This is a genomic window from Rhizobium sp. BR 315 (assembly GCF_050577975.1).
Lineage (GTDB): Bacteria > Pseudomonadota > Alphaproteobacteria > Rhizobiales > Rhizobiaceae > Rhizobium > Rhizobium miluonense.
In genome coordinates this window covers 18,876-33,691 of record NZ_JARWKZ010000057.1, presented here as the reverse complement: position 1 = coordinate 33,691, position 14,816 = coordinate 18,876, and the positions used below count along the sequence as shown (strand labels likewise).

Annotated in this window: 2 protein-coding genes; both read left to right on the top strand. The window is 60.1% G+C overall.

All coding sequences use genetic code 11. From position 1 onward, the window contains the following. Nucleotides 1-446: 446 nt before the first annotated feature. Complete coding sequence (locus tag QD409_RS30525) at nt 447-13,940, top strand: hemagglutinin repeat-containing protein (protein ID WP_430764523.1); 13,494 nt, start codon at nt 447-449, stop codon at nt 13,938-13,940. An 8-nt stretch (nt 13,941-13,948) separates the two neighbouring features. Continuing rightward, nucleotides 13,949-14,716 (top strand): hypothetical protein, encoded by a 768-nt coding sequence (locus QD409_RS30520; protein WP_430764522.1) that lies wholly within the window; start codon nt 13,949-13,951, stop codon nt 14,714-14,716. Nucleotides 14,717-14,816 lie beyond the last annotated feature (100 nt).

Genomic DNA, 14,816 nt, shown 5'->3' with positions numbered 1-14,816 from the left:
TGCATTATCGCGGCTTTGCGGCGGATAGCGGTGACCGCCAGTGCCGTTGCGATGCCTGCGGGCATTTCTGTCGTCTGTCCGGCGTGCTGCGCGAGCAAGAGCCTGGTTTTGTGCTCGAACATCGCGTCGTGGTACGTCCGCCTTCCTCGCGCCGCAAGACCTGAAGCATCTGCGACAAGGCATCCGGAAACTATCCGTGATGCGTGTTCTCCCCTGCTCTACCTATAGGCATTGGTGTAAAATTCACACACACTTTACCAAACTTGCGCGAACTGCCCCAAGTTTGCTCTCCATATCCGTGTAGCAATTGACGTCCGCCACCAAGTCTATCAAGAAAAATCATCAATATGTGCCGCATGACGCGGCCTGGACGAGGCGAGAAGTAGGCTAGATGTTCCTGCGGGATCCGCGGACATAGCCCGGCCTCAAAAGGGCGAGAGCGTAACATGGGCAAATATCCAAGGCAGRMTTCTGGCAACGCCATTCATSGGCTCGTGCGCCTCGGACGCCAGTCGTTGGCCGTTACCCTCAGCGCCCTCCTGTTTCTGCAGCCGGCGATTGCCAATGCTCAGTCGGTATCGGCAAGCACGACGGCACCCGCCGCCAATCAGCCAACTGTCGGCGCTGCGCCGAACGGTGTTCCGCTCGTGGATATCGTCACKCCGAACGGCGCTGGCCTGTCATATAATAAATACAACGACTTCAACGTCGGCACCCAGGGCCTGATCCTCAACAACTTCAAGGGCAATCAAGGTACCTCGAACCTCGGCGGGGTGACACCCGGCAATCCGAACCTCAATGCCTCGAACCCGGCTTCGGTGATTTTGAATGAGGTGACCAGCGGCAATCGTTCGGCGCTGAATGGTCCCACCGAAGTGTTTGGTGGCAGAGCTGATGTTATAGTAGCGAACCCTAATGGACTGACATGCAATGGCTGCGGCTTCATCAACACGCCGCATGCTACCCTGACCACCGGTGTTCCCAATATCGGCGCCGACGGTAGCCTGACCGGCTTCACCGTCAATGGTGGCGACGTTACCTTCGAAGGGGCAGGGGGGAACTTTGCGGCTGCTCCCGGCTCGGTCGATCTGTTTGACGTCGTTGCCCGCAACATTCATGTCAATGGGCCGATCTATGGCAAGACCGTGCGACTGACGGGCGGCGCCAGCAAATATGATTATGCCACGGGCGACTCCACGGCGCTGACGGCAACGTCAGGCACGCCGGAATATGCGATCGACGGCACGGCGCTGGGCGCCATGCAAGCCGACCGCATCAAGGTCGTCGTCACGGAAAAAGGCGCCGGCGTTAAAATGAGCGCCGACATGGCCGCCAATGCCGGCGAGCTGTCGCTGTCGGCCGATGGCAAGATCTCGATCGGCAATGCGTCCGGTCGGGATGGCGTCACCATCTCTTCGAAACAGAAGGTCACGGCAGCCAAGGTCACCTCGCAACAGAAACTCGCGGTCCGGGCTGACCAGGGCGTCACCCTGCAGACGGTCGCAGCCCTTAGCGACATTGTTCTGGCGAGTGGCGCTGGTCTCTTGAGCGTGTCGGGCGATGTCAACAGCGGTACGACCGTACAGATGAGCTCCGACGGCGGGATTGCGGTCGGAAGCGTGACGGCTGGCAACGGTGTGGCAACACTTGTCGCCACCTCTGGCGATATCGCGATTGCCGGTGCTGCCAATAGCATCGGTGACCTCAATCTGACTGCGACGAGCGGCTCGATCTCGGCCGCCTCGCTGCAGGGCAGCCAGAATATCGCCTTGAATGCCGCTCTCGGGATTGCTGTTGCCGGCAATGTGCAGGGGCAGGGCAATGTCAACGTTGCCGGCCAGTCGATCTCAGCCGGCAAAGTCATCTCCGGCATCAATCTCGCCGCCACCAGCGCCGATCCGAATGGCAATGTCGTGCTTTCAGCGCAATCGCCTGCGATTGTCGCGGGCTCAGCGGGTGATCTCAGCCTGACGGCAACCGGCGGCAATATCGCGACCGGCAATCTGCTGTCGGCCGGAGCGCTCAACGTCAGCGCCACCGGCAATACGACCGCCGGCAGCATCCAGTCAGTCGCTGATCTGGCGGTGACCGCGGCGTCGCTGACATCAAGCGGCATCACGTCCCGCGGGGCGCTCACCGTTAATGCCACCACAAATGTCAGCGGCCAGATTCTTGGCGCAAACAATATTCTGATCTCAGGTTCTGCTATCTCGGCTGGGGCCATTGTCGCTGGCGTCGACTTTGCGGCCACCAATGCGAACGGCGGCGGCATTGTCCTCGGCTCGGCCGGCACGCTCGGTTTGACCGCGACGGCGGGCAATATCGCTGTCGATAAGCTGCTGTCGGCCGGCGACCTGACTGCTCAGGCTGCCCTGTTGCAGGCAAATAACATCACAAGCCATGGGAGCATCGGTATCACCGGCGGCGTCAATGTCGCAAACCAATTGCTCAGCGCTGGCAATATCACCATCAACGGTAACGCCGCTGGCGTCAGCGCCGGTCTCCTCGCCTCTGGCGTCGACTTCGCTGCGACCAACGCGGCCGGCGGCAATATCGTGCTGGCGACCAGCGGCGATTTGACCATCGACGACAGCGCTGGCGCCATCCAGGCCGGGACCGTGTTTGCAGCTGGTACGATCAATGCCACCGGCCAGGCCGTCACTGCCGACACGATCACCGGCCACAAGAATATCACTCTTTCCGGCGCGGTTGATGGCGTGGTTGTTACCAACCAGGGACTGGGAGGTGGTGACGTCTCTATTTCCGGTTCGAGCATTAAGGCAGGGACCCTCGTCTCCGGCGTCGACTTCGCCAGGACTGCTGCAGCCAATGGCAGCATCGTGTTGGCTGGCAGTGGCAATCTGAACCTAACTTCATCCGGCAACATCAATGCCGTTACCTTGCTGTCTGCCGGCAATCTCAACTCCACTGGCGTCGCTGTCACTGCGGACAGCATGACCGCCCATGGCGACATGATGCTCGGGGGCGCGATCAGCGTCACGGACCAGATCCTCGGGTCTGGCAACGTCTCGATTACCGGCCAGAGCCTGACGGCCCAGACGGTCGTCGCTGGCATCGACTTCGACGCAACCAACCGGGCAGGGGGCAATATCGCCCTTGGCCAGTCTGGCGACCTAAGCGTGTCGGTCAATGGCACCGTGGTGGCGCCAACCATGCAGGCGGCAGGTGACATCGATATCAGCGGTATGTCCGTCACCGCGGATTCGGTCACGGGCCACAAGGGCATCGCCCTTTCCGGCGCCACCACCGTCAGCGGTCAAATCCTTGGCGGCGGCGCTATCGGCATCTCCGGCCCGAGCATCAAGGCCGGCACGATTGTCTCCGGCGTTGATTTCGCCAGGACCGCTGCTGCCAACGGAAACATCATCCAGGCGTCAAGTGGCAACCTGACGCTTGCTTCGACCGGCAACATCAATGCCGCTACGTTGCTTTCTGCCGGCAATCTCAGTGCCGCCGGCTCGACCGTCAACGCCGATAGCGTGACGAGTCACGGCGATGTCACGCTCAACGGCGCAACGACGGTTAACGGCCAGATTCTCGGGTCCGGCAACGTATCGATCACGGGCCAGAGTTTGTCCGCCCAAACGATCGTCTCCGGCATCAATTTCGACGCCACCAATGCCGCCAGTGGCAATATCGTCCTTGGGCAAAGCGGCGATCTGACCGTGAATGTCAATGGTGCCGTTGCGGCGCCGACCATACAGGCAGCGGGCGCCATCGATGTCAGCGGCACGTCCGTCGCAGCAGCTTCGATCACCGGCCACAAGGATATCACCCTTTCCGGCACGGCAGCCGGCGGCGTCGCGATTACGAACCAGATACTCGGTGGCGGTGATGTTGCCATCGCGGGCTCGGGCATCAAGGCCGGCGCGATCGTTTCCGGCGTGGATTTCGCCGGAACTGCCACCGCCAACGGCAATATCGTGCTTGCCAGCAGCGGCGATCTGACGCTTGCCTCCGCCGGCAATATCGACACTGGCACGCTGCTCTCGGCCGGAGGCCTTTCGGCCAGTGGCGCAGCCGTGAACGCGGATGCCGTCACGGCCCATGGCGCTATTACGCTGAATGGTGCCACGACAGTCACCGGCCAAATCCTCGGCGCCGGCAATGTCTTGATAACTGGCCAGAGCCTGACGGCACAATCTGTTGTCTCCGGCATCGACTTCGAAGCGACAAATACCTCCGGCGGCACTATCGTTCTTGGCAGTTCCGGAGATCTAACGGCTCGTTTGAGCGGCGGGTTCTCTGCATCGACGATGCAGGCGGCTGGCGCCATCAACGTCAACGCTGCTGCCGTGAACGCCGGAGCAGTCACTGGTCATAACGATATTGTCCTTTCCGGTGCCACAAACGTCACCGGTCAGATTCTCGGCGGTGGTAAAATCGGGATTTCTGGCTCGAGTATAACGGCAGGGGCGATCGTTTCCGGTGTCGATTTCGCCGCCACAGGTGCCGCCAACGGCAACATCGTCCAGGCGGCGAGCGGCGATATCGCGCTGACCTCGACAGGTGGCCTCACCGTTGGCACGCTATTGTCGGCCGGTGATCTKACCGCTCAGGCAATGGATCTGACGGCMAGCAGCATCACAAGCCATGGCGAGACCGACCTGAAGGCGAGCGGCCGCCTTGGCGTMAGTAGCCAAGTGCTATCGGCCAGCGATCTCACGATCAACGCCAACAGCCTCAACGCCGGACTTCTGGTCTCCGGCGTGGATTTCGCGGCAACCAGCAGGGCAGGAGGCAACATCGTCCTCGGCCCGTCCGGCGCGACCGACCTCACCGTCTCGGGTAATGCCACTGCCGGCACGATCCTGTCGGCCGGTGACTTCACGGCGAACGCTGCCAATCTGCAGGCAAACAGCATCACCAGCCATGGCAAAGTCGGCGTTGTCGGCAATGTCGATGTCACCAGCCAGGTTCTCGCCGCCGGTGATCTCACGCTCAATGGCGGCAGTATCAGCGCCCCCACTTTGATCTCTGGCGTCGACTTTGCTGCCACCAATGCCACGGGCGGCAATATCGTACTGGCGTCGTCGGGAGCCATGAATCTGACAGCCTCCGGCAATATCACGGCTGGAACGATCCTCTCTGCCGGCGATCTCGTGGCAAGAGCCACAAATCTGACGGCTGCCAGCATTACCAGTCATGGCAAAGTCGATATTTTCGGCAATCTCGCAGCCACCAATCAGGTGATTTCTGCGGGCAATCTCACAATAAGTGGCGGCAGCATCAATGCGCCCGTCTTGATTTCGGGCGTCGATTTCACTGCCACCAGTGCCCGCGGCGGCGGCATAGTGCTCGGAACCGCCGGCGATATGAATCTGACTGCTTCTGCTGGCATCACCACGCAGACCATGCTGTCGGCCGGCAATATCGACGCGCATGCTGCCACCATCGCGGCCAATGCTGTGACCGCGCATGGCGACATTACCCTTGCCGGCAGCAGCAGCGTCAATGTGACCGGCCAGCTCCTCGGTGCGGGAGATGTCTTGCTCTCCGGCCCGACCGTCCAACTGGGCCAAGCCGTTACCGGCGTCGATTTCGCCGCCACCGCGCGCTCAGCAAACGGCGCCATCGTTCTCGGACCAAGCGGCGACCTGACCATCAATGCCGGAAGTGCATCGGCCAGCACGTTGATCGTCGCAGGTAATCTCGATGTGGCGGCAAGTGCCTTTACCGGCGGCAATATCACGGGCCATGGCACAGTCGCGATCGGCTCGTCCACCAGTCCTGGCGCGGTCAAGATCAACGGGCAACTCCTGGGCGCCGGCAATGTCTCGATCATCGGATCTGCCGTCAGCGGCAACGTCATCGCGGCCGGTGTCGATTTTGCCGCAACCGGCCAATCGGCAACCGGTGATGTCATTCTTGGTCAGACTGGAGATTTGACACTTACAGCGACGGCCGGCGATATCTCTTTCAACAGCCTGCTTGCTGCGGGGACCATCACCGCCAATGCGGCGAACAATGTCAGCACCAATGCCGTTGCCCATAGCGACCTGACCATTGGCGCCGGTAACGCGATCACGCTCACCGGCCAATCGCTCGGTAACGGCAACGTCAACCTCAACGCCCGGTCGATCACCATCGACACGTTGGTCTCGGGTGTCGACTTTGCCGCCACCAATGCGTCATCCAATGGCAGCCTGATGCTGCGACGCGCCGGCACCATGACACTCGCCGCCTCCAACGGCAGCGTTAGCGCCAACTCGTTGCTTTCCGGCGGCAACCTTACCGCCACGGCGACACAGAATATCAGCTACAATAGCCTGCAAAGCCTGGGGAGTGCCGCGCTCACAAGCCCTGGCGCCATTGCCTATACCAACACCACCCGCGTCGGCGGCAATCTGACGCTCAACACCGGTGCGCTCGATCTCTCCGGCAGCAGAGGCAGCCGGATGGCCGGCGGCGGCACGCTGATCGTCAACGCCTCTTCCGCCAATCTCTCCGGCAGTAACCTTGTCTTCGGGGGCCTGGCCCTCAATCTGTCGGGTAACGCGGATCTGTCCAATGCCGAGGTCAGTACCGTTACCAATGCGGGCGGTTCCGGCGATATCAGCATATCCGCGGCAGGTCTTACCACGACGGCCGGCACCTCGCTGCTGGCCGCGCACGATCTGACGCTCAATCTGCCATCGCTCAGCAATGCCGGCCAGCTTGCCGCCGGTAACAATCTCACCTTCAACGTATCGGGCGACTTCTACAACAGCCCGTCCGGCCTCGTGTTTGCCGGCAACAACGCCAACCTCCTTGTCGGCGGCACGCTGACCAACGATCAGGGTGCTATTCTTTCCGGCAATGGACTTACCATCGCTGGGCCGGGCGGTGGTCAGAGAAACGGCGCCGTCGTCAATTCCGCCGGTCTCATTCAGTCCGGCGGCTCCATGTCGATCCTGACCAACGGCCTGAGCAACGTTACGACCTCGGCTCCGGCAATCCAGCGCAACGTGCAGATCTCCAACGCCATCCTCAGCGCCTACGACGTGATCACCAGGACTTACCGCTGCGAGACCCGCTGTAACGGCTCGGGGGATCATGATCCCCCGACATATACCTGGATACAAGCCATCGATCATCTGGTCAGCCAGATCGTTTCGCAGGATCAGTTGATCAGTGGGGCTGGCGCTTCCGCGCAGATCCGTGCGGGCGGAGACCTGACTATCAATGCGACCAACTTGTGGAACTCCTACAGCTCGATCAAGTCCGACGGCAATATGCTGCTCACCGTCGCAGGCACGCTCACCAATGACGGCGCGACGTTGAACCGTGTCACCCAGACGATCTGCGACAGCTCCACCCCATGCCAGTACTATCCAGACGTCGTCTCCTCCGACCCGACACAAGGCGGGCTGGATTGCAGCGGCCCCAATCGCCCCTGCATCGGCAGCAATGACCCCGCGCTCACCTATGCGCCGAATCCTAATGGCACGCGCGATCCCTCGCGCGATCTGAACCCTGGCACCACGGTCGGCGTACAGGTGGTCGGCGCCATCTCAGGCGTTATCCAGGCGCACGGAAGCCAGATCATCAATGGCGGCGGTGCGATCAACAATATCGCGTCCAACGGTTCGATCAACGGTGGCGTTGTGATCGACGCGCCGGCGACCGCAAACAACCCGCTGGGCGCACTCAACAGCATGACCGCCGGCGGCGCTTTGTTCAATGTCAGTGCGGCTCTTTCAAGCGTAGCAGCCAATGGTGGCGCCAACGCGAATAGCGGCCCGTCGCTTACCGGAAACGGTCCGACGATCGGTTCTGGTCCAACAATCGGCGGCAACAATCTGAGGGCGGTCGGTGCTTCGGTCAGCGGCAATGGTCTAACCGCTGCCAGCGGACCTTCGATCGGTTCGAACGCACTGACGGCTGGTAGTGCTTCGGTCAATCCCAACAGTCTCATGGGCAAGCTCACCACCGCGATCGGCAATAGCGGCAATCTCACTCAGATCCTGCAGACGAACGGTGCTGAGCTCGCCTCGCTTGCCAAGCCGCAATCGGGCGGAGTCGGCGGCACTGTCCCAGGGCAGGTCTTCCTGTTCGAAACACGCGCTGCCTTCCTCGACGTGTCGAAGTTCTACGGCTCGGCCTACTTCATAGACCGGGTCGGCTACACGCCTGAGACTAAGGTTCCCTTCCTCGGCGACGCCTATTTCGACAACCAGCTCATCGACGAGCAGATGCGCCAGCTGGTCGGCAATGGTCTCGGCGCCGGTTCCTTCGTTCCTGGCGATAATACCACCGATCAGATGAAGACGTTGCTCGACAATGGCGTCGCTTACGCCGAGGCGCATGGCCTTGGTCTCGGGCAGCCGTTGACGCCCGAGCAGGCCGCGTCGCTGGCCCAGTCGATGGTGATCTACCAGACCGAGATTGTCGACGGCGCGCCGGTGCTGGTGCCGGTCGTCTATCTTTCGGCAGCAGACCGCGCCAAAACCACGTCCGCGGCGATGATCGCCGGTAACACGGTCAGCATCGATGCCGGCTCGGTCAATAATTCCGGTGCGATTGCCGCAGCCGATGGCATGACCATCAATGCCAACAGCATCAAGGCCAATGGCGGGGCCTTCCTTGCTGGCGGCAATATGAATCTCAATGCCGAGAACGGCATAACACTCGCCGCCCAGACGATGAACATCGGCGGGCAGACTGTCGTCACAGCCAATGGCGGCGTCACGGCCGGCGGCAACCTGAAAATGGATGCCGGCGCGGGCAGCCTGACGCTCAGCGGCACGAAGGTGGCCGCCGGCGGCAGCGCGCAGCTCTCGGGCCAGACCATAACGCTGGGCGCCGTCAAGCAGGATAATGGTGGCGTCCAGGCGCTGGTCGGCACCACGGTGACGACGGGCGGCAATCTCAGCATCGCCGGCACCAACGGCGTCAACATCATCGCCAGCTCTGCCAAGGTCGGCGGTGACCTATCCGTTCTCGCCTCGAATGGTTCGGTCAACATCATCTCCGCCGGCGTCGACAATACCGTTCTCAGCAAGGATCGCCTGAATCTCTCTCAGGGCGGCACGATCACGACCACAACCAGCCAGATCCAGCAGGGCTCGTCGCTCATCGCCGGCGGCGCCATGCTGGTGTCGGGTAATCAGGGCGTGCTGATCGGCGGCTCGTCGCTGGACGCCGGCGGCAATCTCGGGATTGTCTCGACGAATGGTAATATCGCAATCACAGCCTCGCAGGATCAGACCACGAGCCAGTCGAAGACGATTGCGGGTGCTGGCAACGGCTACAAGGGTGGCCAGTCGTCCTCGACCGCTGTTACGAGCAATGCCTCTTCGATTACCTCGCAGAACGGCAATGTGACGGTGCAGGCCGACGGCGGAAACATCAGTGTCATCGGCTCGGATGTTACTGCCAAGGGGGGCGCCGCCAACGTCATCGCCAAGGGCGACGTCACCATTGGTGAAGCAACCGATAGCGCATCATCGTCCAGCAAGTCGGGCTCGAAAAAGTCAACCGACGCGACAACGACGGCTCAAGGTTCGTCGATCTCGGGCCAGACGGGCGTCAGTATCGCCTCGACGGGTGGCAACGTCACGATCTCGGCCTCCGATGTGGCCGCTGGCGATGCAACGCATACAGCCAACGCCAATCTCCAGGCGGCCGGCAACATCGTCATCGCTTCCGGCAAGGATACAGACGAGACCACCTCCGACAGCAAGAAGAGCGGCTTCCTGTCGTCCTCGAAGACCCATACGCATACTTACGACGAGGATACCATCGGCTCGTCCGTCTCGGCATCTGGCAACGTCAATGTCGCCGCCGGCAATGAGACCGTCGTCTCCGGTTCCAGCATTGCCGCCGGCAACAATCTCAGCCTTTCCGGTTCGACCGTCACTGTCATGGGTGCCGAAGAGGAGCATGAGAGCGACAAGCAGGTCAAGAAATCCGGCATCGGCGTCGGTTCCGGCGGCGGCTTCATCTCGATCTATGGGTCGAAAGATTCGAAGAGCAGCCAGAGCTCGACCGACAACATCGGCTCGACGCTTTCGTCTGGCGGCACCACGACGATCACGTCCACCCAGGGCGACGTCAACATCTTCGGCTCGTCCTCACATTCCGGCGACGGCACGGTGATCTCGTCGGCACGCGACGTCAACATCGCACCGGGTGCTGAGGAGCAGTCGTCCTCCAGCCAGACCAAGCGCTCCGGCTTCGGCATCAACTTCTCCTCTGGTAACGGCAGCCTGTCGATCGGCATTGGCGTTGCCAAGTCGGAGGAGCAGCGCTCGAAGGATGCCAATATCAATGCGGTCAGCACGTTGGAGTCCGATGGTAGCATCACCATTGCCGCCAACCGCAACATCAACGATCAGTCCGGCAAGATTCTCGCCAACGGCCCGATCAGCCTGATCGCAGGTGACAACGTCAACATGCTCTCGAGCAACGACGTCACCAACGCCTCGGAGATGCAGAAGAAGAGCTTTGCCGGTGTCAGCCTAACGGTTCAGTCATCGCTGATCTCAGCCGGCCAGCAGGCGATGCAGGCGGGTAGTTTGCTATCCGGGGATAACGGCATCTACGGAATCGCGCCTGCGGTCCTGGCTGGGGTCAACGGTTATAACGCGATCACGTCGACCATGGCTGCCATCAACGCCAAACCGGATCCCGTTACCGGCCTCAAGCCAGCGGTCGCCGGGATTTCCCTGACGGCAGGCTATAGCTTCAGCGAAAGCTCGCAGCAGTCGACGACCTCGATCCCGGTTCCGCCCGAGATTCGCGGTAGCTCGGTGACCATCATCGCCCAATCCGGTGACGTCGTCGGCCGCGGCGTGCAGATCAGCGCGGGAATGGGCAAAGATGGCAAGGCATCGACGACCTCCGATGATCCCAACAATGGCAATGTGCTGATTTCGGCGGCGGGCAATGTCGATCTCGAAAGCGTGCAGGCCACCAGCGACAGCAAGAGCAGCAGCAAGTCCGGCAGTGCCAGCATCGGCATAGGCGCGAGCATCGATGCCAGCGGCAACATCTTTGACGCCGGCCCCACGGCGAACGCGGCCTACGGTTCCGGCAAGCAGGTGGCAAGCTCGGTCACGCAGGTCAATTCCAACGTCAGCGGCACCAATACGGTCACAGTCGTCGCTGGTGACACGCTGACGCTGGCCGGTGGTGTGCTCTCCGGCAAGACGGTCAACGCCACCGCCGCCAACGGCATCGTGATCGAAAGCCGCCAGGACACGGCTTCCTATGACGAGAAGTCGAAGAGCGCCCAGCTCGGCATCAGTTCAGGAGGTATCAGTGGCGGTTATAACCAAGGCACGATCACTGGCGACTACGCGAACGTCTCGCAACAGAGCGGCATCTTCGCTGGTTCGGGTGGCTATCACGTCAACACGGATGGCACGATTGATCTGAAGGGCGGCTTCATCGGCTCGACCGCCGACCCCAAAAACAATGACTTGGCCGCCAACCAGATCCTTTATTCCGACATCGGAAATTCGATGTCGGCCTCTTCGACGAGCACCGGCTTCAGCCTAATCGGCGCTGGCATTCCCGTCCCGGTTGTCAGTCAACCGGCCAAGCAGAGCGACAGCGGCGCGACGCTGGCGACGATCACGCCCGGCAATTGGAACCTGACGAACCAGCAGCAGGACCTGTCTGGACTTAACACTGATGCCTCCAAGGCGAATACTCAGGTCGATCCGTTCGATATCGACAAGCTGAAAGCGCAACAACAGAGTGCGGCGGCGCTATCGCAGCTTGCGAATATGGCAATCGGCGATCTCGCCCAGAAGCTTCAGCTTCCCGAAGGGAGCCCGCTCAAAGTAGCCTTGCATGCGGCGGCAGCGGCCGTGATTGCGCAAGTTGCCGGCAGCAACCCCGGGCAGGCAGCGGCCGCGGCGGCCGCAGAGGAATTGGTCAATGGCATACTTGCGGACGCCCTGAAGGCAAACCCCGCTCTAACTGCGCCTGAGCGTATTGCCATCCAGCAATGGGCAGCAGCATTGGTCGGGACCGCTATTGGCGGCAATGCGGGAGCTGCTGCCTCGCTTGATGCGTTCAACTATAACTTCCTGGCACATGAGCAGCTGAAGGAAGCCAAGGATATTGCCGCTGCAATCGCAAAGTGCCAGGCGGCGCCTGACAGCCAGGGATGCAGCACCAACGACATCACCGCGCTCTATCAGAAGAACGCGTATTATCTGACACTGTCACAGAACAATACGAAGAATCTGATCGCAAATTGCAGTGGCAGTACGGCGTCGGCGGCTTGTCAGGAGGGGATCAGGCAGCTTCTCGAGTTCCAGAAAGCGGTGGCAAACGACAGCGATGCCGGCCTCCCCGTGGCACAGCAGGCCGGCGCTTATGCCGTCATGCAATCTGCATTCAGCTATGACGGCATTTTGGCAGATCACCTTGCAGGTGTCCTCAATGGGTCGATTACACCCGATCAGGCGCTTGCCGACGCTGCGACGGATATTTCCAAAAGCAAGGGCGGCATCGCAGCTTTCCTTGATGCGGCAGGAGTTGTTGGCGGAGCGGCAGTGTGTGGCGGCACTGGCGGGGTCGCCTGCGCACTAGGTCTTCTGGGCGCGGCGGGCGCAGCTAATCACCTCTACGGCGATGCACAACAGGCAATCACCGGAGAGGCAGCCAAGTCGATCCTGGAATTGGCGCTTCAGAACCAGGGCTATTCAGCGGCCGACGCCGCGAAGTATCAAGCCTATGTCGATGCCGGCATCCTGGTCGTGACTGTTGGGACGGTAGGCGGTCAGACCGTTTACAGCTTTGCTGTCAATGCCAGCAAGCTTGGTGGTGCAAACAGCGCGTCGCGCGCACTCCAAGGTGTCGTCGCGGACGCGGATATCGGCGCTTCTCAGATCGACAATGCTGCTTTGGAGCTTAAGGGGGTAAGCTGCTCAGGTACCACTTGTATCGTCGGCTGCTCCTTCGAAGGCTCGACGCTGGTCAAGACCATAGATGGCTTCACCGCTATCCGCGATATTCAACCCGGCAAGACCAAGGTCTGGTCGCGAGATGAGCACGGACAGGAGGGCTATAAGCTTGTCCTGCATCAGATGCTCAACAGGCATGCTGAAACCGTCTATGTCACTTTGCGTTCTGAAAGCGGCGGGCATCCGCAGACTATTACCGCCACGCTAACGCATCCCTTCTTTGCAATCGTACCGGAGGGGGCCATTCAGCCGGCCGCATTGCCAGAAGGGCGTCAATACCAAGGTCCGATCGTCAATGGCGCTTGGGTTGCTGCGCGTGATCTGAAGCCTGGCTACAGATTGATGGGTGCGGATGCGAGCTGGACCGATGTCGTCGGTGTTCGCGTCGAGACCAAGCCGCTTGATGCCTACAATCTCACGGTTGCCGGTTTCCACACCTATTTCGTCAAGCAGGCTGGCAATGATGATGCCCAGCCGGTGTGGGTCCACAACTCCTGCACCTACACACCGACCGTTGACGGGAGCCTACGCAGCTCGACGGGAGCGACATACTCCCCGGTCGGGCAGACAAGCAACAACAATCCTGTTTTCTATAGCAACGGCAATTACTTCGAGTTCAATGGAGCTGCCGTAACCCGCATCGACCCGCAAAAGCAGGGGATTGTCTTCGAAACCCAGCTCCTCGACGCTCTCGGCATCGACAAGAACACTCTTAAGGTCCTCGGCACATTGGACGATGGGACAACGGCCTATACCATTCCAGATGGGCTGGGAAATCTCGGAAAAATCGGCAGCGGTGTTCTCGAGTCGAAGTTCTACAATGCAACAACTGTCACAAAAACAGACCAGTTAGCCGCGCAAATGAACTATGCTACTGAAGAGGGATTGCCATATAATTTGGTTGTGGGTCCTAAAACCGTGGTCAATGAAGCCCTTGAGCAGTTGATAAACGAACTTCCTAGCGGTGGAAACATCTTTAGGTTTGATCCCACTACGGGAAGCCTAACACGATATTGAGGTTAGTAGTGACAAGTGAATGGAAACGAGATGAGCCTGTAGTCCAGCTTAGTATTGTCACTGAGCACGAATTTTCTGACTGGATCTATGGTCGTCGCTTTTTTGAAATGTTGATCGAAGCTGACCCACGTCTCACACCCGAGACTATCGGGAACTCCGACAACCTAGAAAAATACCAAGCCATTGATTCTTTTAAGCCGCATTGGGGAAAGCGGGTGCAACTTGAGGGGCCAAATGGCTCGTATGAGACCTTATGGGGTGTTCCTTGGGATCGCAAAGCTGCACTCCGAAATTCGGGTCACATCGATTTCACGGGCAGAAGTAAAAAGGGAAATTTGATTCCGGGAAGGATATCATTGCTGGCTGCCTATAACGAGGCGACGAATTGGCTATCCTTTTTCAAAGGGATTTGTTCCTTGACGAAGGCCGCCGCGGGATTTTTTCATGTTCCAGCAGAGGTCGAAAAGCGATTGAATGCACCTGGATATTCACCCTATTACCCAGGCGTCGGCGGTACTCTTCTAAATAAGCAACTTTCCAATATCGCCTGGGCGACCTTCTTCGGCGCGCCTTTTGCGCATGAGGCTGATTTCGCCGAACTTGCTAAGCTTGGCTATCACGTCGAAGAGCTCGCTGGTGGTTACCTTCTGCTGATGAGCGACGACATCATGGATTGTTTCAACGATTTCCCGACGTTTTCGCGTCGGCGGGTGGAGTTGAAGAAGCATTTCAGGCCGGACTTGTTTCGCATTACCGAGGAAGCACAAGTGCCGTGATCCAACAATTCAGCGTTCCGCGTCCGGAGAGCCAACGATGCGGCGCACGACATGTATTCATCTCGACCGGATGCTCCCGACAGCATCCCGCGTCCCCAAG